We start from the raw sequence: 25,134 nt of genomic DNA, 5'->3' as shown, positions 1-25,134 counted from the left end.
CACTCCGGCGGCCTATTTAACCCCGTTTACTACGTGGGCCAGGTGCTCGCCGTCGCGGATGCGCCGGCAGTTGTCGACCGCCATGGTCAGGTAGCGCCGCATGGTGTCGACGGTGTACCAGGTGACGTGCGGGGTGAGCACCACGTTGGGTAGTTCCAGCAGGGGATTGCCGGTCGGCACCGGCTCCTCGGAGAAGACGTCCAGGCCGGCCGCGGCCAGCTGCCCGCTGCGCAGCGCCTCCACGAGGGCGGCCTCGTCGATGATCGGACCGCGCGCGGTGTTGACGACGACGGCGCCCCGCTTCATCGAGGCCAGGGCCTTGCTGTCGAGCAGCCCCTGCGTGGCCTCGGTCAGCGGCAGGTGCAGCGAGACGATATCGCTGGCGGACAGCAGGTCTGGCAGGCTCCGCCACTGCGGATGGCCGGAGTCGCGGGTGCTGGTGTGGATCACCTGTGACGGGTCGGCGCCCATCGCGACGACGATCTTCTCGACCCGCTTGGCGACGTTTCCGTAGCCGAGCAGGCCCACCGTGCACCCGCTGATGTCGCGCACGGTTTCGCCCAGGCTGTGATCCGAGGGCCAGCCTCTGCCCTCGCGGGTGGCGCGGTCGAGTTCGGGTAACCGGCGCAGCGCGGCCAGCATGAGCAGGACCGTGCCCTCGGCCACCGATGGTGAGTTGGCTCCGGGCATGTTGGCCACCAGGATGCCCAGCCGGGTGGCGGTGTCGACGTCGATGGTGTTCACCCCGGCGCCCAACTTGTGCACGAGCCGCAGCCGCAGCCCGCGCTCCAGGTCATCGCCGGACAGCGGCCGCAATACGTGCCAGAGCACCTCGGCGGAGGGAAGTTCGCGGTAGAACGAGGTGTCGTCGTCCTCGGCGCAAAACGTCACGTCCAGCCAGTCTTGATGGGGTGCAAGAAAATCCAGCACCCTCTCACCCGGGGTGAAGTGCGCCAGGACCCTGATCCGGCCGGGGTTCACCGCCACCGCTTCGCGATCCATCGGGCGATGGTATCGGCCTGCTCGCCACGCGCGCCGGCAGTGGTGAAGTAATGATCGGTGTCGATCGAGCACTGGTCTTTGTCGCTACTGGCGAGTGCGTCGTAGATGCGTTGGGCGTCGGACGGGTACACCCCGGTGTCCTGGTCGGCGTTGATCACCAGGGCCGGGCAGGTGATCCGGGCCAGATGTGGCTCGGCCCGGGTCTGGGCATGCCGCAGGCTCCACATGCCGATCCAGTTGCGCACGGTGGTGGCCGCGGCGATGCCACGGGCCGAGCGGTTGGCCTTGATCGGGGTCCCGGCATAACACAGGTTGGCCCGCCGGTTGGTCGGCTCGATGGCCGGATCGACCATCCTCGGATCGGCCCACGTGCGCATGACGGTGAACGGGCGGTCCGAATACCCGGCTGCCTGAATCTTTTTGAGCTCATCGGTGGCCCAGTCGGTGATCTTCTCGTTCCGGTCGACCTGGGCGGCGCGGTACCGGGCCACGAAGTCCGCCGAATAGGGCGCCGGGTTGCGTTCGTCGAACAGGTCGAGCTCAGGGTCGCTGGCGACGGCATCGTTCTCGTCGACGACGGAGGCATCCATCCACGCGGTCAGGACATCCGGGCGCCCCGGGTGGGCGGCGCTGGCCACATATCCGTCGGCGGGCAACAGTTCGGTCAGGCCGGCCGCCGGCCGCATTCCGTCCAGTGGCTGCACATTCGGGTCGACGGCTTGAGACTGGTAGGCGGCCATCAGGGATCCGCCTCCGGAGTTGCCAAGCAGCACAACGGTTTCGATGTCCTGTTGTTCGCGGAGCCAGCGCACGCCCACTCCGATGTCGACCAGGGCGTGGTCCAGCAGGAAGCTGCTCTCGAACCCCCGGAAGCGGGTGTTCCAGCCGAGGAAGCCGATGCCTCGGGCGGCCAGGTGCTCGGCGATGTAGTGCTCGGAGAAGTCGATCTGGTAGTGCGTGGCGATCACCGCGACCGTGGGCTTGTGTTCTGCGCTCCGGTAATACAGTCCCTGGCACGGGTATCCGCCCGCGCCGGCACGCTGGGCTGTCGGCGATTCCAGGCCGACGAACTCGCGAACCACTTCCGGTGACGCTGTGCTCATGAACGCGGGTTCCCCTCGTGGTAGATGGTCCGGTAGAAGATGTTGGCCAGGGTGGTGATGCAGGCGGTGTCGTCGGCGGCCGCGTCACGGCCGCCGGACAGCTGGACATAGCAGAACTGGTTGAGCATCGACACCAGCGCGACGGCCGTCAGGTGTGCGTCGTCGTCGGGGCAGAACCCTTGCTGCTGAGCGTGTTTGATCATCTCGGTGATCATGGCGATCGGCAACTGGCAGATCTCGTCCCAGTATTCGGCGAAGTCGTCGTCGATCATCGCCATCTGGGACACGCTGATGATCTCGGCCAGGCGGTGCCGGTAGGTCGTCCAGTGCGCGGAGGCCGCCTGGTAACTGCGTTCCCAGTTGGTCAGGTTCGGTGCGGTCGCGGGCAGTGCGCGTTCACGGGCCTCGTTGCGGAATCGCAGGGCCCATTCGCGGACCATGGCCTCTTTTGAGGCGTAGTAGTTGTAGAACGACGCGGCCGACCGGCCCGCCTCGGAGGCGATGTCGGAGATCGTCGTGGCCAGGAGGCCCTTGCGGGCGATCACCGTTCGGGCCGCGCTGTCGATCGCCGCCTGCGTCTGGCGGCCACGCGCGGTCGGTAGCGGGGTACGGGGACTGACGGTCACGGATTTCCTAACGGCCATTGATCACATCTGAATCTGATGTTAGATTCAGATTCGCAGTTGCGCCAGTGTTTGGTGTGTTCACCCCGGAGGTGTGTCGACGTGATCAAGCCCAGCAATCCCAACCCGGAGTTCGAGTTCGGCGGTATCAACCATGTGGCGCTGGTGTGCGCGGACATGGCGCGCACCGTGGACTTCTACACCAATGTGCTCGGCATGCCGTTGATCAAGTCGCTGGACCTGCCCGGCGGCATGGGGCAGCACTTCTTCTTCGACGCGGGCAACGGGGACTGCATCGCGTTCTTCTGGTTCCGTGAAGCCCCCGACGGCGTTCCCGGGATCTCGGCACCCGCGGCGATCCCCGGCATCGGCGAATTCGTCAGCGCCACCGGCTCGCTGAACCACATCGCCCTGCACGTGCCGGCCGAGAAGTTCGACGAGTACCGGCAGAAGCTCAAGGCCAAGGGCGTTCGCGTCGGTCCGGTGCTCAACCATGACGACAGCCCGATGCAGGCGTCGGCGACCGTGCACCCCGGCGTCTACGTGCGGTCGTTCTACTTCCTCGACCCCGACGGCATCACCCTGGAATTCGCCTGCTGGACCAAGGAATTCACCGACAACGATGCGCAGGCGGAGCCGAAGACGGCCGCCGACCGACGTGCTCCGGTGCCTGCGGGCTAGGGCTTCTACTTGGTCGCGGTGACGAAATACCCGCGCGGCACCCCGGGAACTTCCAGTGGCACCGCGGGAGCGAACCACCGGTTCCACTGGTTGCCGGGCTCGGCCACGTCGGTGACGACGGCCGACCAGCCCAACCGCTCGCACAGTTGTGCCGGGGCGTCGGTGCCGAACAGCCACGGCGCCCCGTTGCGGGACATCTGTTCGCGGACCGCGGCCAGCATCACGCTGTCCAGCAGCGCCTTGCCGACGATGTCGTAGAGCAGTACCGAACCGGGTACTGACAAGGCGTCGACCCGCTCGAACAAAGTGTGCACGGCGGCTTCGTCCAGGTACTGCAGCAGCCCTTCCATGAGCCAGACGGACGGTTGCGTTGAGTCAAAACCGTTGGACCGCAACGTATCAGTCCAGTCCTGGGTGAGGTCGACGCCGACGGCCACCCGACGGCAGCGTGGCGCGTCGCCGGCCAGCGTCTCGGCCTTGGCAGTGACCACCGCGGGCTGGTCGAGTTCGAACACCGTGGTGTCTTCGGGCCACGGCAGCCGGTACGCCCGCGCATCGAGTCCGGCGGCAAGGATCACCACCTGCCGCACCGGTGGCACCGCGCGTAGCAGGGCCTCGTCCCAGAACCGGGTGCGCACCACGATCTGCAAGGTCGACTTGTCACCGCTGGCGGCAACGGCTTCGGCGAGCAGGCGACGCCCGTGTTGACCGGCGAGTTTCTCGGCGAAGGGATCGCTGAAAAGCCGGTCGGGGCGGCGGGTTTCCTCGGCCCGGATGGCCGCCACCAGGGTTCCGGTGTCGGCGACGGCTTGGCCGGGGATGCGCTCGGAGTCTGTCATGTCGCCATCATGCGCGGCCGAGCGCGGCGGCGGATTGGATATTTTTGCCGAAGCCGACGTGGCTGGGTAACCCGATCCGGCGTTGTGCGTACTGAGTCGGCGTCATGGCGGTGAACGACCGGAACTCCCGAACGAAGTGCGCCTGATCGAAATAGCCCAGATTTGCCGCGATCTGGGCACCGGGGGCGGTTCCCGTGTCCAGTAGCCGCATGGCGGCCTGGTACCGGCGTAGCCGTAGATAGACCTTGGGTGCCAGGCCCACCTCGGCCCGGAACGATGCGATCAGTTGCCGGGAGGACATCCCGGTCAGCGTGCAAGCGTCGGCCACCCGCAGCGAAGGCCGGCGTTCGGCGGCGGCCAGCACGGCACCGACCGCCAGATCGCGGGATCGCATGCGCGCCAGGAGGAACGCCTCCACCAGGGTTATCCGCGCCGGCACTGAGGCGGCCTCGATCAACCGTGAACGCAGGGTCGGCGCATCGCCGCCCCAGATCGCGTCCAGGCTGACGCAGGTGTTCTCGAGTTCGCCGAGCGGTGCGGACATGAACGCGGAGGCGCCGCCGGGCCGGAAATGAATCGTCAACACGGTCTGCGACGGAGCGATGTGAGTGACGTAGGACGTCACTCCTGCGCCGGCGATGAACTCGGTGCCGACATCGAGGCGGGTAGTGGCGTCTGCGGCGTAGAAGTCGACGCGGTCGCGAGGGTCGAGGTCGATGATCACAGTCGCGGCGCCGCGCGGCAGGGCCAGGCTGCGGTGGGCGACGCCCTGCATGTTCTGCCAATATCCGAAGAACTGAACATGGCCGGCCAGTGGCGCGGTGGGGCGTAGCAACACCGGGCCCGGCACGTCAACTCTCCGGTTGTTGCATGCCGGCCACCGCATCGAGCATCGAGCGCAACTGGTTGATGAGCTGCTCAGGGGACAGTGCGACCTCGCCGGACAACCACGCGCTGATCGTCTGTGTCACACCGCCCACGGCGAAATACGAAGTGGCTTTGAGGTAATCGTTGTCCTGCAGCTGCAGGGCGTCGCCGGCGTGCTGGCCGAGCAGGGTGGCGAACAGCGCCACGGACTCGACACGTTTGCGGGTCAACACCTCGTTGGACAGCTTGACGCTGAACAACAGCCGTCCGATCCTCGGATCCTTGGCGATCAGATGGACGATGTTCCTCATCCCGGCCATCGTCTGGTCGGCCAGTGGAACGGCGGCAACGGCGGCCTGCGTCGAGGTCGCGATATCGGCGATCACCCAGTCGTACACCGCGCCGATGAAGTCGTCTTTGTCGGCGAAGCTCTCGTAGAAGTAGCGCGCAGCCAGACCGGCGGTGCGGCACACGGCCCGGACGGTCACCTCGGCGTCCTCTGCCCCGAGTAGGTCCAGCCCGGCCTCAAGCAGCTGGCTGCGCCGCTGCGCGAGGCGGTCGGCGGCCTCGATGCCGCGGTAGGGACGGACCTGCTTCACCCACACATCTTGACACCCGTCAGACTTACAGGCCAATATCAGGAATCACGTGTTCTCAGTTTCAGGAGGGGTGGCCATGACGGTCAGCGAACCGATCCCGCACGTCGAGCGGGGGATGAGTGACTCCTCACGTCCGGGGGCCGCGCCCAAGCGCCGCCGGCGCGGCGCCAGCTTCGACGACGGTCTGATGGGCGTGGCGCTGCTGGCCGGTCCGGCCAACGTGATCATGCAACTGGCCGATCCCGGCGTCGGCTACGGCGTCGTCGAGAGCCGCGTCGAAAGCGGTCGCACCGATCTGCACCCCATCAAGCGCGCCAGGACCACCTTCACCTACCTGGCGGTGGCCACTCGCGGCAGTGACGCGCAAAAGGCGGCCTACCGCCGCGCGGTCAACAAGGCGCACGCGCAGGTGTATTCCACCGAGGACAGCCCGGTGAAGTACAACGCGTTCGACAAGAACCTGCAGCTCTGGGTGGCCGCCTGCCTCTATAAGGGCGGGGTCGACGTGTTCCGGATGTTCATCGGCGAGCTGGACGACGAGACCGCCGACCAGCACTACCGCGACAGCGTCACGATGGGCACCACGCTGCAGGTGCCTGAGTCGATGTGGCCGGCCGACCGGGCCGCGTTCGATCGCTACTGGGAAGAGTCGCTGGAGAAACTGCACATCGACGACACCGTGCGCGGATATCTGTATCCGATCGCCGCGGGCCGGCCCAAGAATCCGAAGCTGCCCCGCATGGTGCAGCGCCGGCTCGACGCGGTGGCCCTGTTGATCACCACGGGTTTTCTCCCCCAGCGGTTCCGCGACGAGATGCGGTTGCCATGGGATGCCAAGAGTCAGAAGCGGTTCGACCGGCTGATCGCAGTGCTGCGCACGATCAACGACCTGCTGCCGTCGTTCCTGCGGCAGTTCCCCTTCAATCTGCTGCTGAAAGACCTCGATTGGCGGATCCGCACCGGTCGTCCCTTGGTCTAGCTGTCAGGGTCGCGGCGTACCCTCGCGGCGGTGCGTAGCGACAACGACAACTGGGACATCACCACGAGCGTGGGGCAGACGGCGTTATTCGTAGCTGCTTCAAGGGCACTGGAGGCGCAGAAGCCCGACCCCCTGGCCGTCGACCGGCATGCCGAGGCGTTCTGCCGTGCGGTCGGGGGCGAGTGGACGACTGCCGTCGAGGGCACCGACCCGGAGCACCCGCTGCAGACCGAGTTCGGCAAAAGCTTCGTCGACTTCCAAGGTGCCCGCACAAAGTATTTCGACGAGTACTTCACCCGCGCCATCGACGCCGGGGTGAAGCAGGTCGTGCTGCTGGCAGCCGGTCTGGACTCACGCGCCTACCGGCTGCCGTGGGCCGACGGCACTGTGGTGTACGAGCTGGACCAGCCCAGGGTGCTGGAGTTCAAACGCGACACCATGAACCGCCTCGGCGAGCAACCGACGGCCGAGCGGCGCGAGGTGGCGATCGATCTGCGCGACGACTGGCCACAGGCGCTGCGGGAGAGCGGCTTCGATCCATCGCGGCCCTCTGCCTGGATCGCCGAGGGTCTGTTGATCTATCTGCCTGCCACAGCACAGGAACAGCTGTTTGCTGGCATCGATGCGCTGGCGGCGCCCGGCAGCTTCGTCGGTATCGAGGAGGCGGTTCCGATGCCGGATGAGGCGTTCGAGGCGAAGCGTGCCGAAGCGGTGTCCTCCGGTGAGGAGAACGCCTTTTTCACGCTCGTGTACAACCAGCAACACGCGCCCGCGGATCAGTGGTTCGGCGCGCAGGGCTGGGACGCAACCGCGACGCCCTTGCATCGCTATCTCGCCGAACTGGACCGGCCCGTGCCCGCTCCTGACTCCGAGGCGGGGGCAATGACGGGAACTATCACCTTGGTGGCTGCGACCAAAAGGTGAGGCAGTTCACGAGCTAGCGCGAGTAGGTGCCTCTCGACACTTAAGTTATGCAATGCTAACTTCAGCAAAAGTTAGCTTAGCCATACATAAGGGAGAGAATCGGGGGCTTAGTCGCTCCCGTGCACGCATATGGGTAGTGACACGCTTGCGGCTCCGCCTTCCGGAGCGCCCCGGCTCGATCGCGATGTGATCAGCCGCTTCGCCACATGTTGTCGTGCGCTCGGCCTGACGGTGAACGACCGTCAGCGGCCGGCCGATCTCGACGCGGCCCGGGCCGGCTTTGCTGGTCTGACACGCATCGCGCACGACCACTGCGATGCCTGGACCGGCCTGGCCGCCGCGGGCGACGTGTCCGGACCGGTCATCGACGCGGTGTGGCGCACCCGTGGCAGCGCAGGCCTGCTCCAGCGTGAGATCGACCTCGCGGCCGGTCAGCTCGGGTTCCTCTACGACAGCGGCCTGTACCTGCAGTTCCGCGCCACTGAGGTCGACGACTTCCAGCTCGCCTACGCCGTGCGGCGCTATACCGAAGGTGCCCGTGCCGAGGCCGACGCGCTGGTTGCCGACGTGCTCGCCCGCCGGCCCGGGTGGCTCAACGCCACCTGGCTGCGGGTCGCGTTCAACCACCACGCCGAGCGCTGGTCCGATGTGGTGCGTCTGCTCACCCCGGTGGTCACCAACCCGTCGCTCGACGAGGTCACCGCGCACGCCGCACGCACCACCCTCGGCATCGCGTTGGCCCGGCTCGGCATGTTCGCGCCCGCGTTGTCCTACCTGGAGGACCCGTCCGGTCCGATCGCGGTGGCGGCCCTCGACGGCGCCCTGGCCAAGGCGCTGACCTTGCGCGGACAGGGCGAGGACGAGGACGCCAACGAAGTACTGCAGGACCTCTTCGCGGCACACCCGGAGAACAAGCAAGTCGAAGAGGCGCTGTCGGATTCGACCTTCGGCCTGCTCGTCACCACTGCGGCGCGCATCGATGCCCGTACCGATCCGTGGGATCCCGACACCGAACCGTCGGAGTCGGACTTCGTCGACCCGGGCGCCAAGGAACGCAAGGCGCACCTGCTCGTCGAGGCCGAAGCCGAACTGGCCGAGTTCATCGGTCTGGAAGAAGTGAAGTTCCAGGTGGCGCGGCTCAAGAGCTCGGTCGCGATGTCGATCCGCCGCCAGGAACGCGGACTGGCCGTGGCCCAGCGCACCAACCACCTGGTGTTCGCCGGCCCGCCCGGAACGGGTAAGACGACCATCGCCCGCGTCGTCGCGAAGATCTATTGCGGTCTGGGACTTCTCAAGAAGGAGACGGTGCGCGAGGTGCACCGTGCCGACCTGATCGGCCAGCACATCGGTGAGACCGAAGCCAAGACCAACGCGATCATCGACAGCGCACTCGACGGCGTGCTGTTCCTCGACGAGGCCTACGCGCTGGTGTCCACCGGCGCCAAGAACGACTTCGGCCTCGTCGCCATCGACACCCTGCTGGCCCGCATGGAGAACGACCGCGACCGGCTCGTGGTGATCGTCGCGGGGTACCGCAAGGACCTCGACATGTTCCTGGACACCAACGAAGGTCTGCGCTCGCGCTTCACCCGCAGCATCGACTTCCCGTCGTACTCCTCCTCGGAACTCGTCGAGATCGCCGAGCGGATGGCAGAGAAGCGCGACAGCACCTTCGAGAAGGCCGCCCACGACGAGATGGAGCGCCTGTTCGGCTACCTGGCCGAAGCCACCACGCCCGACGCCAACGGCGTGCCGCGTCGCAGCCTGGACATCGCCGGTAACGGCCGCTTCGTCCGCAACCTGGTCGAGCGCTCCGAGGAGGAGCGCGAGTACCGCCTCGACCATTCCGACCACGACGACTTCACCGACGAGGAGATGATGACGATCACCGCCGGTGACGTGACCAATTCGGCCGGCCCGCTGCTGCGCGGCCTCGGGCTGACGGTGCCCGCATGACCCCCCCGGGACCTTCCGACGAGCGTCGTTCCTTCTCGTCTCGTACGCCGAACAACGAGAACCCCGACGGTGTGCAGTACCGCCGCGGTTTCGTCACGCGCCACCAGGTGACCGGCTGGCGATTTGTCATGCGCCGCATCGCTTCTGGCGTCGCGCTGCACGACACCCGCATGCTGGTCGATCCGCTGCGCACACAGAGCCGCGCGGTGATGACCGGTGCGCTGATCCTGGTCACCGGCCTGGTCGGCTGCTTCATCTTCTCGTTGATCCGTCCGGGCGGCGCCGCAGGTAACGACGCCGTGCTGGCCGACCGGTCGACGGCTGCCCTGTACGTGCGGGTCGGTGAGCAGTTGCATCCCGTGCTGAACCTCACCTCGGCGCGGTTGATCGCCGGCAAGGCGGACAACCCGACCACCGTCAAGACCAGCGAGATCGACAAGTTCCCGCGCGGCAACCTGCTCGGCATCCCCGGTGCGCCCGAACGGATGGTGCAGAGCACCAGTGCCGACGCGGATTGGACTGTGTGCGACTCGGTCTCGGGTATCAACGCCGGTGTGACGGTCATCGCCGGCACTCTCGCCTCCGGTGGTGAGCGCGCCCTGCAGCTGACCTCTGATCAAGCCGTGCTGGTGCACAACAGCGAAGGCCCGACCCCGGGTGACTGGCTGCTGTGGGACGGCAAGCGCAGCCCGGTCGATCTGGCCAACCGTGCCGTCACCGACGCCCTCGGTCTGGGCGAGCAGATCCCCGCACCCCGGCCCATCGCTGCCGGCCTGTTCAACGCCATCCCCGAAGCGCCGGCTCTGACGGCCCCGCACATCGTCGACGCCGGGGCACCGACGAACTACCAGTTGTCGACGCCGGTGCCCGTCGGCGGCGTGGTGGCCGCCTACGACGCCGACAACACCGCCCGGTACTACGCGGTGCTGTCCGACGGCCTGCAGCCGGTCTCACCGGTGCTGGCCACGATCCTGCGCAACACCAACTCCTACGGCCTGGACCAGGCGCCGCGAATCGGGCCCGACGAGGTGTCGCGGATGCCCGTCTCCCATGCCATCGACACGGCCGCCTACCCGGGCGCCCCGGTCAAGGTGGTGGCGCCCTCGACCGCCCCGGTTACCTGCGCCCAGTGGAGCAAGCCGGCCGGTGCCACCGAGAGCCGCTTGAGCGTGCTTTCCGGCGCCGCCCTGCCGGTGCCCGACGGGTTGCACAGCGTCGAGCTGGTCGGAGCCGGTGCCAACGGCGCCGCCAACCGGGTCGCACTGACACCCGGCACGGGATATCTGGTGCAGACCGTGGGCGCCGAACCGGGTTCGCCGGTCGCAGGCTCGCTGTTCTGGGTGAGCGATACCGGGGTGCGCTACGGCATCGACACCAACGGTGACGACAAAACCGTTGCCGCGCTTGGCCTCACCGCGCCGGCCCTGCCCGTCCCGTGGTCGATCCTGACGCAGTTCGCTGCCGGCCCGACCCTGTCCCGTGGCGACGCCCTGACCGCACACGATGCGCTGTCGTCCAACGCCAATGCTGCACGCCTGGAGGCAACTCGATGAGCCGGCTGATTTTCGAGCACCAGCGCAGGCTGGCTCCGCCGACCACCCGCAAGGGCACCATCACGATCGAACCACCGCCGCAGTTGCCGCGTTTGGTTCCGCCGTCGCTGCTGCGCCGGGTGCTGCCGTTCCTGATCGTCATCCTGATCGTGGGCATGATCGTGGCGCTGGTGGCCACCGGCATGCGGATGATCTCTCCGACGACACTGTTCTTCCCGTTCGTGCTGCTGCTGGCGGCCACCGCGCTCTACCGCGGGTCGGACAACAAGATGCGCACCGAGGAGGTCGACGCCGAACGCGCCGACTACCTGCGCTACCTGTCGGTGGTGCGTGACAACGTCCGCGCCCACGCCGCCGAACAGCGTGCCGCGCTGGAGTGGTCGCACCCCGAGCCCGAGGCCCTGGCCGTCATTCCCGGCACCCGCCGGCAGTGGGAGCGCGACCCGCGCGACCGTGACTTCCTGGTGTTGCGTGCCGGGTTGCACGATGTGCCGCTGGACGCGGCGCTGAAGGTCAAGGACACCGCCGACGAGATCGACCTGGAACCGGTGTCGCACAGCACCCTTCGCGGTCTGCTCGACGTGCAGCGCACCGTGCGCGACGCCCCGACCGGCATCGACGTCACCAAGCTGGCCCGGATCACCGTGATCGGTGAGGCCGAGGAAGTTCGTGACGCGCTGCGGGCCTGGATCGCCCAGGCCGTGACCTGGCACGACCCGACCATGCTCGGCGTTGCGCTGGCCTCGCCCGATGTCGACGGCGATGCCTGGTCGTGGCTGAAATGGCTTCCGCATGTGGATATTCCGGCCCAGGCCGATGGCGTCGGCCCGGCTCGGTACCTGACCACCGGCGTCACCGAGCTGCGCGGACAACTCGAATCGGCCCTGGCCGGCCGGCCGGCGTTCCCCGCCGAATCAGACCAGGTGCTCAAGCACATGCTGGTCGTGCTCGATGACCCCGAGGCCGACCCCGACGACATCGCGCGCAAGCCCGGCCTTACCGGGGTGACGGTGATCCACCGCAGCGACAAGCTGCCCAACCGTGAGCAGTACCCGGATCCCGAGCGGCCCATCCTGCGGGTCACCGACGGCCGGATCGAGCGGTGGCAGAGCAGCGGCTGGCAGCCGTATGTCGCCAAGGCCGACGCCGTGTCGGCCGCCGCGGCCGCTCACATCGCGCGGCGGCTGTCGCGCTGGGACTCCAATCCCGGCTACGTGCGCTCGACCGCGACCGGCGGCGCGACCTTCACGACGCTCCTCGATATCCCGGATGCCTCGGCACTGGACGTCGCCAGCCTGTGGGCGCCGCGCAACCGCGACGACGAACTGCGCGTGCCGATCGGCGTCACCGCCACCGGTGAGCCGCTGTACTTCGACCTCAAAGACGAGGCCGAGGGCGGCATGGGCCCGCACGGCCTGATGATCGGTATGACCGGCTCGGGCAAGTCCCAGACCCTGATGTCGATCCTGTTGTCACTGTTGACGACTCACTCCGCTGAGCGGCTCATCGTGATCTACGCCGACTTCAAGGGTGAGGCCGGAGCCGACATCTTCCGCAACTTCCCACAGGTGGTGGCGGTCATCTCGAACATGGCCGAGAAGCGGTCGCTGGCCGACCGGTTCGCCGACACCCTGCGCGGGGAAGTGGCCCGCCGTGAGCAGCTGCTCAAGGAGGCCGGCCGCCGGGTTCAGGGCAGTGCCTTCAACTCGGTCACCGAGTACGAGGCCGCCATCGCAGCCGGGCACGACCTGCCCCCGATGCCGACGCTGTTCGTGGTCGCCGACGAGTTCACCCTGATGCTCGCCGAGCATCCGGAGTACGCCGACCTGTTCGATTACGTCGCACGCAAGGGGCGTTCGTTCCGGATCCACATCCTCTTCGCGTCGCAGACCCTCGACGTGGGCCGGATCAAGGACATCGACAAGAACACGTCGTACCGGATCGGCCTGAAGGTGGCCAGCCCCAGCATCTCCCGGCAGATCATCGGGGTCGAGGACGCCTATCACATCGAGTCGGGTCGCGAACACAAGGGCGAAGGCTTCCTGGTGCCCGCCCCGGGTGCGGTGCCGATCAAGTTTCGCAGCACCTACGTCGACGGCATCTACGACCCGCCTCGCGCGGAGAAGTCGATCGTGGTGCGGGCCCTGCCGCAGCCGCAGCTGTTCACCGCGTCGCGTGTCGAGCCCGAGCCCGATACCGTGATCGTCACGAACGAGCCCGAGATCGATGTCGCGCCACCGCGCAAGCTGATCGCCACCATCGGCGACCAGCTGGCCACCTACGGCCCGCAGGCACCCAAGCTCTGGCTGCCGCCGCTGGACGACGCGATCGCGCTGGACGACGTGCTGGCCCGCACCGACGTCGAACCCGGTCAACTGCGTTGGCCGCTGGGTGAAATCGACAAGCCGTTCGAGATGCGCCGCGACGCTCTGGTGTACGACGCGAACTCGTCGGCAGCCAACGTGCTGATCCACGGTGGACCGCGATCGGGTAAGTCGACGGCACTGCAGACCTTCGTCCTGTCGGCGGCGGCACTGCACTCGCCGAGCGAAGTGAGCTTCTACGTCCTCGATTACGGCGGCGGGCAGCTTGCCGGCCTGGCCGATCTGGCGCACGTCGGCAGTGTGGCGACCCCGCTGGAGCCCGAGCGCATCCGGCGCACCTTCGGTGAGCTCGAGCAGCTGCTGCGGGCCCGTCAGCAGCAGGGCGCGGTGAGCCGGGTGGGCAAATACTCCGATGGTTACGGCGAGGTGTTCCTGGTCATCGACAACCTGTACGCCTTCAGCCGCGACAACACCGACACCTTCAACACGCGTAACCCGTTGCTGGCCAAGGTGACCGAGTTGGCCAATACCGGCCTGTCCTACGGCATCCACGTCGTGATCACCACGCCGAACTGGCTGGAGGTGCCGCTGGCGATGCGCGACGGCCTCGGCCTGCGGCTGGAGCTCAAGCTGCACGACAGCCACGACAGCATCGTGCGGGTGGTGGGTGCGCTGCGTCGTCCGGCCGAATCGGTGCCAGCCGATCAGCCGGGCCGCGGCCTGACCATGGCCGCCGAGCACTTCCTGTTCGCCGAGCCGCAGTTGAGCGACATCGCCGTGATCAATGCCCGCTACCCCGGACAGAGCGCACCGCCGGTGCGTCTGCTGCCCACCGCGCTGGCCCCGGCCGCGCTGGCGCCGCTGTACCCGGCGCCCGAGCAGGTGGTCATCGGTCAGCGGGAGGAAGACCTGGCTCCCGTCGTGCTCGACTTCAAGACCAACCCGCTGCTGGCGGTGTTCGGCGATACGAGGTCCGGCAAGACCACGCTGCTGCGTCACATCATCCGGACCATCCGGGAGAACTCCCGGCCGGACGAGGTGGCCTTCACGGTCATCGACCGACGGCTGCACCTGGTGGAGGAGCCGTTGTTCCCGGACAACGAGTACACGGCGAACATCGACCGCGTGCTGCCCGCGATGCTGGGTCTGTCGGCCCTCATCGAGAAGCGCCGTCCGCCTGCCGGTTTGAGCCCGCAGGAGCTCAGCGCCTGGAACCAGCGGACGGGCACGGACGGCCACATCCACTACCTGATCATCGACGACGTGGACCAGATCCCCGACGGACCCGCCATCAGCGGACCGTTCGCCGGGCAGCGCCCGTGGACCAACATCGTGAACTTGTTGGCCGAGGCAACCGATCTGGGTCTGCGCGTCATCGTGACGGCCCGGGCCACCGGATCGGCGCACGCCGTGATGACCGCACCGCTGCTGCGCCGCCTCAATGATCTGCAAGCGACCACGTTGATGCTGTCGGGCAATCCCGCCGACAGCGGCAAGCTCCGCGGGCACCGGTTCGCCCGGTTCCCGGCGGGACGCGGCATGTTGCTCGGCGACGGCGACGCGCCCGAGTTCGTCCAGCTCGTCAACCCACTCATCGATGACACGGCGCTGTCCGTGAACAACGGGAGAAAGGAATTCTGATGACATTGCGAGTAGTTCCGGAAGGATTGACCGCCGCGAGCGCGGCCGTCGAAGCGCTCACCGCCCGTCTGGCCGCGGCCCACGCCGCCGCCGCGCCCCTGGTCTCGGCGGTGATCCCGCCTGCCGCGGACGCGGTGTCGTTGCAGACCGCGACGGGGTTCAGCGCGCACGGCGCCCAGCACTCGGCGGTAGCCGCCCAAGGGGTCGAGGAACTCGGCCGCTCGGGTGTCGGCGTCGGGGAGTCCGGTGCCAGCTACGTCACCGGTGACGCGATGGCGGCTGCGTCCTACCTGACCGCGCGCGGCATCTGACATGACCGCCCCCATCTGGATGGCCCTACCACCCGAGGTGCACTCGACGCTGCTTTCCAGCGGTCCAGGCGCCGGGTCGTTGCTGGCCGCAGCGGGGGCCTGGCAGTCGCTGAGCACCGAATATGCCTCGGCGGCAGCGGAACTCACCAGCGTGCTGGGCGGGGTGCAGGCCGGGTCGTGGGAGGGCCCGAGTTCGGAGCAGTACGTCGCCGCCCACGGGCCCTACCTGACATGGTTGGCGCAGCAGAGCGCCAACAGTGCCGCGGTGGCGGTGCAACACGAGACTGCGGCCGCGGCCTACACCACCGCGGTGGCCACCATGCCGACGCTGCCAGAGCTCGCGCTGAACCATGTCGTCCACGGCGTCCTGCTTGCCACGAACTTCTTCGGTATCAACACGATTCCGATTGCGGTCAACGAGGCTGACTACGTCCGGATGTGGATCCAGGCCGCCACCACCATGGCCACCTACCAGGCTGTCGCCGGTGCCGCGGTCATGGCGGCTCCCAGCAGCACGCCGTCTCCGATGCTGCTCAAACCCGGTGTGGGGGAGGCAGGTACCGCCTCGGCCAACGCACAGCAGATGATGGCGCAGGCCACCGCGACGGAATCCGGTTCGGCGCTGACCACGGCCGATACCACGGCGGACAGCGAGTACCCGAACCTGCCGCAATGGCTGATCGACTACGTCAGGACACTGCCCGACAGCGATCAGCTGCTGAAGTTCCTCAACGACCCGCTCGGCAACATCCAGGGGATGATCGAGACCCTGCTGACCAACCCGAGCGCCTTCTGGAGCACCTGGGGCGCGATGCTCGGCCCCGTGATCTACCAGGCGATCTTCCAGCCGGTCGGGTGGGGCACCTGGATCAGCGTTGCGCTCTCGCCGTTCCTGATCCCGCTGCTGGGCATCGGCCTGGCGTCCCTGGGGTTCCTCGGACTACTGCCCGACCCGTCTCCGGCCGACGTCCCGGCCGAGGCCGAGGCCGCGCCGGTACCCGTGGGCCGGGTGGGAACCGCTCCTGCGGGTGCCCCGGCCAGCGCCGGTGGGGCCGCGGCACCGGCTCCGGTCGCCGCTGCGGCTTTCGCGCCATATGTGGTGTTGGGCAACGACCCCGATGAGGGTTTCAGCCCGACGGTGGGCGGCAAGTCCAGTGCCTCGGCACCGGCTGCCGGAATCCCCGCGGCGGCTTCAGGCGTGGCCGCGTCGCTGGCGGCGCGTCGTAAGCGTCGGCGCAAGCGGGGTGCGGCACTGGAGGACCACGCCTACGCGGATGCCTACATGGACTACGAGGAGCCGGATCCTGACCCCGCGCCACAACCGGAACCTCGGGTACGTGCGTCCGAAAGTAGTGCCGGGACAATGGGATTCACCGGCACCGGGACGAAATCGGCCGCGACCGCGGCCGGTTTGACCACGCTCGCCGGCGAGAGGTTCGACGAGAGTCCCGTCTCCCCGATGCTGCCCGGTTCCTGGGAGCCCGACGAGGCCCCGGGCGATCCGGAAGGGGGTTCGCGCAGCTGACCAGACCGCTCATGCACGACGACCATCCATCAACGATCCGAAAGGAAATTCCATGAGTCTGTTGGACGCTCACATCCCCCAGCTGATCGCTTCCGAGGCCGCCTTCGGCGCCAAGGCCGCGCTGATGCGCAGCACCATCGCCCAGGCCGAGCAGGCCGCCATGTCCTCGCAGGCCTACCACATGGGTGAGGCCTCGGCCGCGTTCCAGGCCGCGCACGCCCGGTTCGTCGAGGTGTCCGCCAAGGTCAACGCACTGCTGGACATCGCGCAGCTCAACCTCGGTGACGCCGCGGGCACCTACGTCGCCCAGGACGCCGCCGCCGCCAGCACCTACACCTCGGTCTAGCCGAACAAGCAACGGATACAGGAGTTTTCATGTCTCAGATCATGTACAACTACCCCGCCATGCTGGCTCACGCCGGGGAGATGAACACCTACTCGGGTGCGCTGCACGCGGTCGGTGCCGACATCGCCGCCGAGCAGGCCGCGTTGAGCAGCGCCTGGCAGGGTGACACCGGTATGACCTACCAGGCCTGGCAGGCCCAGTGGAACCAGGCCATGGAAGAGCTCACCCGGGCCTACCGGGCGATGGCCTCCACTCACGAGATGAACACCATGTCGATGAGCGCGCGCGACGCCGCCGAAGGGGCCAAGTGGGGCTAGCATCGGTGGCCTTCTGGAGCCGGAGGCTCCGCTTTGAACACCGGAGCTAACGCCGTCGAGCTCACCACCGATCAGGCCTGGTACCTCGCCGAGGTACTCGGCGCCGGGGCGTTCCCGTGGGTGCTGGCCATAACGCCGCCCTACAGCGAACCGGTGCAGCGGTCCGGCTTTGCCGCCGAGCAGACCGCCGGCCTGACCCGGATGGGTGTGCTCGACGCCAGTGGTGGAGTCAATCCGCAGGTGGCGCAATGGGTTCGGCTGGTTTGCCGGGCAACCCAATGGCTCGATCTGCGGTTTGTCTCCGGCCCAGGGGATCTGCTGCGCGGCATCGTCGCCAGACTGGACGGCCGCACGGTGGTCGTTCTGCGCAACGCGCAGCTGGTGACGTTCACCGAGATGGACATCCACCATCCGCACGCGCTGGTCCCGGTGCTCACGGCCGGACTGTCGCAACGCAGGCCGGCCCGGTTCGAGGAGTTCGCGTTGCCGGCCGCGGCCGGTGCCCGCGCGGACGATCAGATCCGCAACGGCACCCCGCTGACCGAGGTGCTGGGATTCCTCGGTGTCCCAGCCTCGGCCCGGCCGATCGTGGAGTCGGTGTTCGACGGACGGCGCACCTACGTCGAGATCGTCGCCGGAGAACACCGCGACGGTCACCGGGTCACCACACAAGTGGGGGTCAGCATCATCGACACTCCCGAGGGACGGATCCTGGTCTCCCCGTCGAAAGCCTTCGACGGGGAGTGGATTTCGACCTTCACGGCGGGCAACGCCGAATCGATCGCGATGGCGATCGAACGGCTCACCGCTTCGCTGCCGAGCGGCTCCTGGTTCCCCGACCAGCCGCTCATTCGCGACTTCGACGAAGCCGCGCCAACCGACCACGCTGTATCCCACCGAGATTCACGCTCCATGAGAAGAACCCAGAAAGCATAGGAATGTCCGACAACACTGTGATGCCGATCGTTCGGGTGGCCGTGCTGGCCGCTGGAGACGATGGCGGCCGGCTGACCGAGATGGCCCTGCCGTCCGAGCTGCCGCTGCGCGAGATCCTGCCCGCGGTCCAGCGCATCGTGCTCCCTGCCGGGGGCGACGACGGCGCGAGCGCCCCGGACCCGGTGCGGCTCAGCCTGGCCCCGGTCGGCGGTGCGCCCTACAGCCTGGATGCCACGCTCGACACGGTCGGCGTGGTGGACGGGGATCTGCTTGCGCTGCAAGCAGTCCCGGCCGGCCCGGCTGCCCCGCGCATCGTCGAGGACATCGCCGACGCTGCTGTGATCTTCTCGGCCGCCCGCCGGCGCCCGTGGGGTGCCGAGAACATCGCGCGGTACGCATCGCTGGCCCTGATCGGGCTGATCCTGGCGGGCACCGGCCTGGCCGTCGCCCACCGTGTGGTGACCGGTGAGCTGCTCGGATTGTTCGTCGTCGGTGGCATCGCCATCGCCACCGTGCTCGCCGCGCTGTCGACCCGGGGCCGCTCACCCGTACTGGCCACGGCACTGGCCGTCACTGCGCTGGTTCCTGTCGCCGCGGCGTTCGCCCTCGGTGTGCCAGGTGATTTCGGTGCGCCCAGCATCCTGTTGGCCGCGGCCGGGGTGGCCGCGTGGTCGTTGATCAGCATGGCCAGCTCGTCCGATGACCGGGGCATCGCGGTGTTCACCGCGGCCACGGTGGCCGGCGTCGGTGTGTTGTTGGTCGCCGGTGCGGCCTCGCTGTGGGAGATCAATTCGACCGTGGTCGGGTGCGCGCTGATCCTGATCGCGCTCGTGGTCACCGTTCAGGCCGCCCAGTTGTCCGCCATGTGGGCGCGTTTCCCGCTGCCCGTCATCCCCGCGCCGGGTGATCCGTCGCCGTCGGCGCAGCCACTGTCGGTTCTGGCCGACCTGCCGCGCCGGGTCCGGGTGAGCCAGTCGCACCAGACCGGTGTGATCGCAGCGGGTGTGCTGCTCGGCGTGGCCGGCTCGGTGGCCCTGGTCGGTTCGCCGACCGCGTCGCCGTGGGCCTGGTATGTCGTGGTGGCCGCCGCGTTCGGTGCCGCCTTGCGGGCGCGGGTCTGGGACTCTGCCTCGTGCAAGGCGTGGCTGCTCGGCCATCCCTACCTGCTGACCGTCGTCCTGTTGGTGACCTTCGCGATCGACGGCCGGTACGAGGCCGCGTGGTGGGCGCTGGCCGTGCTCGCCGCCCTGGTGGTGGTGTGGGTCGTCGCCGCGCTGAACCCGCGGGCCGCGTCTCCGGACACCTACTCCCTGCCGATGCGGCGCCTGGTCGGCTTCCTGGCCACGGGCCTCGACGCTTCGCTGATTCCGGTGATGGCCTTCCTCATCGGGCTGTTCAGCCTCGTTCTCGACAGGTGATGAATCGGTGATCCACAAGAGCCTGGGTGTCCTGGCCACAGCCGGTCTGGTGCTGTTGGTCGGCTCCCCGTCGGCGGGTGCCGTCAGCCCGCCCGAGGTCGACCCGCAGATCGCCCCGCCGGCCGGCAGTGCCGGCCCGGTGGAGGCGATGACGCAGCGTTCGGCGTGTGCCACCACGGGCGTCCTGCCGGGCACCGACCCCGGCGCGGTCAGCCCGAATCAGCTGGCGCTCAATCTGTCCGGTGCCTGGAAACAGAGCCGGGGACAAGGCCAGACCGTCGCGGTCATCGACACCGGTGTGCAGCCGGGACCCCGGCTGCCTCACGTCGAAGGCGGTGGCGATTTCATCGAGTCCACCGACGGCCTGACCGACTGTGATGGTCACGGCACCTCGGTGGCCGGCCTGATCGCCGGACAGCCAGGGCCAGACGGGTTCTCGGGTGTGGCGCCGGAAGCCCGGCTGATCTCGATCAGGCAGAACTCGCCACGGTTCGCCCCGCGCACGCCCGGCGCCGACGCCGTCGAGGCCCGCGTGGCAGCCGACGTGGCCAGCCTGGCCCGGGCCGTGGTGCGTGCGGCCGACATGGGTGCGCGCGTCATCAACATCTCCGTGGTGACCTGCGTACCCGCCGACAAGCAGATCGATCAGACCGAACTCGGTGCGGCGCTGCGCTATGCGGCGGTCGAGAAGGACGCGGTGATCATCGCAGCGGCCGGGAACAGCCGCGGCGGCGTCGCGACCGGATCGTCGTGCGAGTCCAATGCGCCCGCCGACGCCGGCGCGCCCGGCGATCCGCGGAACTGGGGCGGCGTCTCCTCGGTGTCCATCCCGTCGTGGTGGCAGCCCTACGTGCTGTCCGTCGGCGCGCTCAACGCGACCGGGCAGCCCTCCGGATTCACCATGGCAGGACCGTGGGTGGGCATCGCCGCGCCCGGCGAGAACATCTCCTCGGTGAGCAACGCGCCCGGGGGTGGGCTGTCCAACGCCATGCCCACCGAGCAGGACAAACTGGTCCCGCTCAACGGCACCAGCTACGCCGCGGCATACGTATCCGGCGTTGCCGCCTTGGTGCGCAGCAAGTTTCCCGATCTGAACGCCCGCCAGGTGGTGCACCGGCTGACCACGACGGCCCAGGGTGCTGCGCGCTCGCCGTCCAACGTGACCGGTGCCGGCGGCGTCGATCCGGTGGCCGCACTCACCTGGGACGTCGCCGACATCCCACTAGACGGACCGGCGGCCCCCGCGGGCAAACCCATTGCCGCCCCGGCGGAACCGGCCCCGCGTGACAACACCGGGCGAATCGTCGCCTTCGCCGGCACCGGAGCTCTCGCGCTGGCGGCCATGGCCGTCGCATTCAGCGCATATCGACGGAAGGACCACTCATGACCGCCCGACTCGCGCTGGCGTCTCTGTTCATCGTCGCGGCGGTCCTGGCCCGGCCGTGGCAGACCGATACCGAACGGTGGGTGCTCGGCGTTTCCGTTGCCGCCGTGGTGCTGCTGCTGGCCTGGTGGGGCGGGCTGTTCCTGACCACCCGGGTCGCCCGCAGCATCGCCGTGTGGCGGCGCAACCTCGCCAAGAGCCGGCCTGCCGAGGCAGCCGATTCGGAGACCGTCGTGCTGCGCGTCGATCCCGCCGACCCGGCCCAGCTTCCGGTCGTCGTCAGCTACCTCGACCGGTACGGCATCCGCTGTGACAAGGTCCGCATGACCCACCGCGACGCCGGTGGCTCGCGCCGCAGCTGGATCAGCCTGACCGTCGCCGCCGTCGACAACCTCGACGCGCTGCGCGCCCGGTCATCGCGAATCCCGCTGCGGGACACCATCGAAATCGTCGGACGCCGCCTGCGCGACCATCTGCGGGAGCAGGGCTGGACGGTCACGCTGGTCGACGGAGTCGACGCTCCGCTGCCGGAACCGGGCAAGGAAACCTGGCGTGGGGTCAAGGACGACTCCGGACACGTTGCGGCGTACCGCGTGAGCGTCAACGACAAGCTGGATGACGTGCTGGCCGCAGTTGCGGCCCTGCCCGCGCAGGAAACCTGGACGGCACTGGAGTTCACCGGATCTCCGGCTGATCCCCAGCTGACGGTGGGTGCCGCGATCCGCACCCAGGACCGGCCGGCGCGCAAGGCTCCGCTGGCCGGGCTGACCCCGGTTCGCGGCCGGCATCGTCCGGCGCTGGCGGCGCTCAACCCGTTGTCCGTGCAGCGTCTCGAGGGCACTCCGGTCGCGCCGCCGCAGGCGCTGACGGCGTCAGTCGAACATGAAATCCCGCAGGAAGCGGGTCATCCGGCGTAGGTAGTCCGGCTGGCTCACATGCAACAAGTGGTTGCCCGGGAACCAGTGGAACGCGCAGCGATCCCAGTGTTCCCACAGCATCTCGGCCTGTTGCGGCGGAGCCAGCCGGTCGCCGAGGCCGGTGATGATCAGGCGTCGTTCCTTGGGCACCAGCGGGCGGTAGTTCAGCGGCGAGGCGTACCGCCCCGCCGCTTCCGTCAATGCAGGGTCGGTCCTGGCCACCAGACGTTGCAGGGCCACCAGCTTGTTCGCCGGGAACCACTCGTCGACCGTGCGATCCGGGGTCACCACCGGGACATTCGGGACCACGGCCTGAATCCGGTCGTCCACACTGGCCAGCAGGGCCGAGGTGAAGCCGCCCAACGAGATGCCGGTCAGGGCGACGCGGTCGACACCCGTGGACTCCAAATAGTCGACCACCGAACGGAAGTCGTACACCGCCTGGGCCATCGCCTCGGAGAAGCCGGCGAATCCGTGTGAGAAGAATCCGTAGCCGCTGAACGGTGAGAACCGCTCAGCGCGGCCGCCGTGAAACGGCAAGGTGTACAACAACACGTCGTATCCCGAGCGGTAGAACCACGGCAGCGACAGGAACAGTCCGTTCGCCAGATACGGCGATCCCATGAACCCGTGGATCACACACAACGTGGGGTGCGGCCCGTCGTTGTGGCGCCAATGTTGCGCCCTCACAACGTTGTTGCGGGTGAACCCACCGCACAGGTCGCGCAGCGCAGGATTGACCGCGGTGAAGCTGCTGTCGAATTGGATGTTCTCCACCCGGCCGTGCGCGATCATCTCCGCCACCGGACTCGCCCGCCGGGTCAACACCCGGGGCGGCCCGGTGGGAGCCGGGAACGACACCGCGGGGTCCTGCGCGGCAGCCAGATCCGCGTAGAAGCGCATGTGGTCATGCTCGGCGCGTGAAGCCGACGGATGCAGCATCGATGCCAGCATGGTCGGCACCATCGAGGCGGCCACGATCGAAGCGACCCCGGTGCGCAACGCGATGTCGGCGACCGCGGAGGCGTCTACGATGGCCCGCTGTCGGGCGGTCAGATCCGCGCGGTGCGGCAGACCGCGCGCACCGGCATCACCGCCGGGGACGTCAGGAACGGGAATCGGGGGTTCAACCGGATCCGGGTCCACGATTCCCGATGCTAACCAACTGCTCAGCTCAGACCGAACAACTTCGCGGCGTTGTCATGCAGAACATTGCGGCGCCAGGCGTCGTCGACACCCGGCAGGTCGATCAGATGGTGCACGGCCTCGGCATATCCGTACGGGATGTTCGGGAAGTCGCTGCCGAACAGGATGTGCTCACCCAGGTCCTTCAGCCGGCCCTGCTCGGCGGCGGGGAACGGCATCATCTCTTCGACGAACGGGGTGAACGCCATTGTGGTGTCCAGTCGCACGTTGTCGTAGCGTTCCGCCAGGTCCAGGAATGCCGAGTACTCGGGCATACCCATGTGCGCGATGATCAGCGCCAGGCGCGGATAGCGGGTCAGCAGGCGGGCTATCGGGTCCGGACCGGTGAAGTCACCGGGCGCCGGGCCGGATCCACAGTGGATGACGACGGGGATGCCGGCGTCCTCGATCTGACCCCAGACCTCGTCGAGCAGGGGATCGTTGGGCTCATAGTTGCCCACCTGGATGTGCGACTTGAACACCTGGGTGCCTGCGGCGATGGCATCCCTGACATAGCCGGTGGCCTCGGGCTCGGGGAAGAACGTGGCGGTGGCCAGACAGTCGGGGGTGTCCTGGGCGAAGCCCCTCGCCCACTGGTTCAGCCAGGCCGCCATGTCGGGTTTGTGCGCGTAGATCAGGGAGGTGAACCTGCGGATGCCGAACTCGCGGAGGGTGGCGACCCGCTGGGCCTCGTCGGCGCGGTAGGTGATGGGCCATTCCCGGCCGATCAGCGGCCCCTGGCTGTCGAAGTACTGCCACACCTTGTCCATGACGTTCTTGGGCATGAAGTGGGTGTGCACGTCGACGATGCCGGGCAGGCCCAGCTCCGTCCAGATTTGCCGGACTTTTTTCGATTCATCCATCGTCGACGATCATGCACCGCCGGCCGCGGGAGGGAATGATCGGGTGGGTGTGGAATCCCGATACCTATCTGACCTTCGCTGATCATCGGGGCCGGCCGTTCTACGACCTGCTGAACCGCGTCGCAGCGGATGCGCCGCGACGGGTGGTCGACCTCGGGTGTGGACCGGGCAACCTGACCGAGACGTTGCTACAGCGCTGGCCTGACACCGCGCTGGAGGCCTGGGACAGCTCGCCGGAGATGGTGGCGGCCGCGCAGGCCCGCGGGCTCGAGGCCCACGCCGGCGGGATCGAGGACTGGGCACCGCAACCCGATACCGACGTGGTGGTCTCCAACGCGGCATTGCAATGGGTGCCCACGCATCGCGACCTCGTGGTGCGCTGGGCCGGACAGTTGCCGGCCGGCGCCTGGATCGCGTTCCAGGTGCCGGGCAATTTCGATGCGCCCTCACATCACGCGGTCCGGGAGCTGGCGCGGCGGGAAACGTTCATCGAACCGCTGCGGGACATGCCGTGGCGTGACGTGGGCCAGGTGGACACGCCGGCTCAATACGCCGGACTGCTCACCGACGCCGGCTGTGCGGTGGATGCCTGGGAAACCACCTATCTGCACCAATTGACCGGTGAGAAACCGGTTTTGGACTGGATCACCGGTACGGCCCTGACTCAGGTCAAGGGCAGGCTGAGCGAAGAGCTGTGGCAGCAATACCGCCAGGCCATCATCCCGATGCTGGCCGAGGCTTATCCCAAGCGCGAAGACGGCACCACGTTCTTCCCGTTCCGGCGCGTGTTTGTGGTCGCTCAAGTCGGACAGCCATTACCTACGACGTAATCGATTTCCGT

At 68.1% G+C, this 25,134-nt stretch carries 23 protein-coding genes; 15 read left to right on the top strand and 8 right to left on the bottom strand.

Annotated features, from left to right (window positions below):
- Positions 1-12 precede the first annotated feature (12 nt).
- Genes BN2156_RS17790 through BN2156_RS17780 form a run of 3 tightly spaced genes read right to left on the bottom strand, consistent with a single transcriptional unit; the run spans position 13 to position 2,731 of the window.
- Positions 13-1,002: a 2-hydroxyacid dehydrogenase gene (locus tag BN2156_RS17790; protein ID WP_210436664.1), complete on the bottom strand. Its 990-nt coding sequence runs from the start codon at positions 1,000-1,002 to the stop codon at positions 13-15.
- A complete protein-coding gene (locus BN2156_RS17785; RefSeq protein WP_090516338.1) occupies positions 978-2,105 on the bottom strand; it encodes an alpha/beta hydrolase in 1,128 nt (375 codons plus the stop codon). Before BN2156_RS17785 ends, BN2156_RS17790 begins: the two co-directional genes overlap by 25 nt.
- Positions 2,102-2,731 carry a TetR/AcrR family transcriptional regulator gene (locus tag BN2156_RS17780; protein WP_090516337.1) on the bottom strand — a complete coding sequence of 210 codons (630 nt, stop codon included), beginning with the start codon at positions 2,729-2,731 and terminating at the stop codon, positions 2,102-2,104. The genes BN2156_RS17785 and BN2156_RS17780 overlap by 4 nt, the downstream gene beginning before the upstream one ends.
- 99 nt (positions 2,732-2,830) lie before the next feature.
- Here BN2156_RS17780 and BN2156_RS17775 point away from each other — a divergent pair, with 99 nt between their 5' ends.
- Positions 2,831-3,409, top strand: a complete 579-nt coding sequence (locus BN2156_RS17775) for a VOC family protein (protein ID WP_090516336.1) — start codon at positions 2,831-2,833, stop codon at positions 3,407-3,409.
- 5 nt (positions 3,410-3,414) lie between these two features.
- Here the strand turns inward: BN2156_RS17775 and BN2156_RS17770 are convergent, their stop codons facing one another.
- From BN2156_RS17770 to BN2156_RS17760, 3 genes are read right to left on the bottom strand one after another with little or no spacing between them, the layout of a single operon-like run.
- On the bottom strand, positions 3,415-4,248 hold the full coding sequence (locus BN2156_RS17770) for an SAM-dependent methyltransferase (protein WP_090516335.1): 834 nt from the start codon (positions 4,246-4,248) through the stop codon (positions 3,415-3,417).
- Positions 4,249-4,255: 7 nt separating this feature from the next.
- Positions 4,256-5,098, bottom strand: coding sequence for a helix-turn-helix transcriptional regulator (locus BN2156_RS17765; protein WP_090516334.1), 843 nt, complete (start codon positions 5,096-5,098; stop codon positions 4,256-4,258).
- Position 5,099: 1 nt separating this feature from the next.
- The gene (locus BN2156_RS17760; RefSeq protein WP_090517452.1) at positions 5,100-5,714 is read right to left on the bottom strand and encodes a TetR/AcrR family transcriptional regulator; all 615 of its coding nucleotides are present in this window, start codon (positions 5,712-5,714) and stop codon (positions 5,100-5,102) included.
- Positions 5,715-5,790: 76 nt separating this feature from the next.
- On the opposite strand from BN2156_RS17760, the gene BN2156_RS17755 reads away from it, so the two are divergent.
- From BN2156_RS17755 to eccE, 13 genes are all read left to right on the top strand, one after another.
- Complete coding sequence (locus BN2156_RS17755; RefSeq protein WP_162490883.1) at positions 5,791-6,693, top strand: oxygenase MpaB family protein; 903 nt, start codon at positions 5,791-5,793, stop codon at positions 6,691-6,693.
- 30 nt (positions 6,694-6,723) lie between these two features.
- Entirely contained in the window at positions 6,724-7,617 is an 894-nt protein-coding gene (locus BN2156_RS17750) for a class I SAM-dependent methyltransferase (protein WP_090516332.1), read from the top strand.
- Positions 7,618-7,803: 186 nt separating this feature from the next.
- Positions 7,804-9,573, top strand: a complete 1,770-nt coding sequence (eccA, locus tag BN2156_RS17745; protein ID WP_090516331.1) for a type VII secretion AAA-ATPase EccA — start codon at positions 7,804-7,806, stop codon at positions 9,571-9,573.
- Positions 9,570-11,126, top strand: coding sequence for a type VII secretion protein EccB (gene eccB, locus BN2156_RS17740; RefSeq protein ID WP_090516330.1), 1,557 nt, complete (start codon positions 9,570-9,572; stop codon positions 11,124-11,126). The genes eccA and eccB overlap by 4 nt, the downstream gene beginning before the upstream one ends.
- Positions 11,123-15,091, top strand: coding sequence for a type VII secretion protein EccCa (gene eccCa / locus BN2156_RS17735; RefSeq protein WP_090516329.1), 3,969 nt, complete (start codon positions 11,123-11,125; stop codon positions 15,089-15,091). The genes eccB and eccCa overlap by 4 nt, the downstream gene beginning before the upstream one ends.
- Entirely contained in the window at positions 15,091-15,402 is a 312-nt protein-coding gene (locus BN2156_RS17730) for a PE family protein (RefSeq protein ID WP_090516328.1), read from the top strand. Before eccCa ends, BN2156_RS17730 begins: the two co-directional genes overlap by 1 nt.
- A 1-nt stretch (position 15,403) precedes the next feature.
- The gene (locus BN2156_RS17725) at positions 15,404-16,927 is read left to right on the top strand and encodes a PPE domain-containing protein (protein ID WP_090516327.1); all 1,524 of its coding nucleotides are present in this window, start codon (positions 15,404-15,406) and stop codon (positions 16,925-16,927) included.
- 52 nt (positions 16,928-16,979) lie between these two features.
- Positions 16,980-17,273 (top strand): type VII secretion system protein EsxG, encoded by a 294-nt coding sequence (gene esxG, locus BN2156_RS17720; RefSeq protein ID WP_067765159.1) that lies wholly within the window; start codon positions 16,980-16,982, stop codon positions 17,271-17,273.
- Positions 17,274-17,302: 29 nt separating this feature from the next.
- A complete protein-coding gene (locus BN2156_RS17715) occupies positions 17,303-17,590 on the top strand; it encodes a WXG100 family type VII secretion target (RefSeq protein WP_019342950.1) in 288 nt (95 codons plus the stop codon).
- A gap of 33 nt (positions 17,591-17,623) precedes the next feature.
- Positions 17,624-18,526 (top strand): ESX secretion-associated protein EspG, encoded by a 903-nt coding sequence (locus BN2156_RS17710; protein WP_090516326.1) that lies wholly within the window; start codon positions 17,624-17,626, stop codon positions 18,524-18,526.
- A 2-nt stretch (positions 18,527-18,528) separates the two neighbouring features.
- Positions 18,529-19,944: a type VII secretion integral membrane protein EccD gene (gene eccD / locus BN2156_RS17705; protein WP_090516325.1), complete on the top strand. Its 1,416-nt coding sequence runs from the start codon at positions 18,529-18,531 to the stop codon at positions 19,942-19,944.
- 7 nt (positions 19,945-19,951) lie between these two features.
- Positions 19,952-21,331: a type VII secretion-associated serine protease mycosin gene (gene mycP / locus BN2156_RS17700; RefSeq protein ID WP_090516324.1), complete on the top strand. Its 1,380-nt coding sequence runs from the start codon at positions 19,952-19,954 to the stop codon at positions 21,329-21,331.
- A complete protein-coding gene (gene eccE / locus BN2156_RS17695) occupies positions 21,328-22,245 on the top strand; it encodes a type VII secretion protein EccE (protein WP_090516323.1) in 918 nt (305 codons plus the stop codon). Before mycP ends, eccE begins: the two co-directional genes overlap by 4 nt.
- Here the strand turns inward: eccE and BN2156_RS17690 are convergent.
- Both BN2156_RS17690 and BN2156_RS17685 read right to left on the bottom strand, forming a co-directional pair.
- Entirely contained in the window at positions 22,201-23,391 is a 1,191-nt protein-coding gene (locus tag BN2156_RS17690) for an alpha/beta hydrolase family protein (protein ID WP_090516322.1), read from the bottom strand. The genes eccE and BN2156_RS17690 overlap by 45 nt on opposite strands.
- 23 nt (positions 23,392-23,414) lie before the next feature.
- Positions 23,415-24,293, bottom strand: coding sequence for an amidohydrolase family protein (locus BN2156_RS17685; protein WP_090516321.1), 879 nt, complete (start codon positions 24,291-24,293; stop codon positions 23,415-23,417).
- Between the two features lie 47 nt (positions 24,294-24,340).
- On the opposite strand from BN2156_RS17685, the gene BN2156_RS17680 reads away from it, so the two are divergent.
- On the top strand, positions 24,341-25,123 hold the full coding sequence (locus tag BN2156_RS17680; RefSeq protein WP_090517451.1) for a trans-aconitate 2-methyltransferase: 783 nt from the start codon (positions 24,341-24,343) through the stop codon (positions 25,121-25,123).
- The last annotated feature ends 11 nt before the right edge of the window (positions 25,124-25,134 follow it).

Source organism: Mycolicibacterium neworleansense, assembly GCF_001245615.1.
GTDB classification, from domain to species: domain Bacteria; phylum Actinomycetota; class Actinomycetes; order Mycobacteriales; family Mycobacteriaceae; genus Mycobacterium; species Mycobacterium neworleansense.
Note: the sequence above shows the minus strand (reverse complement) of the source record. Positions and strands in the feature narration are given on the sequence as shown.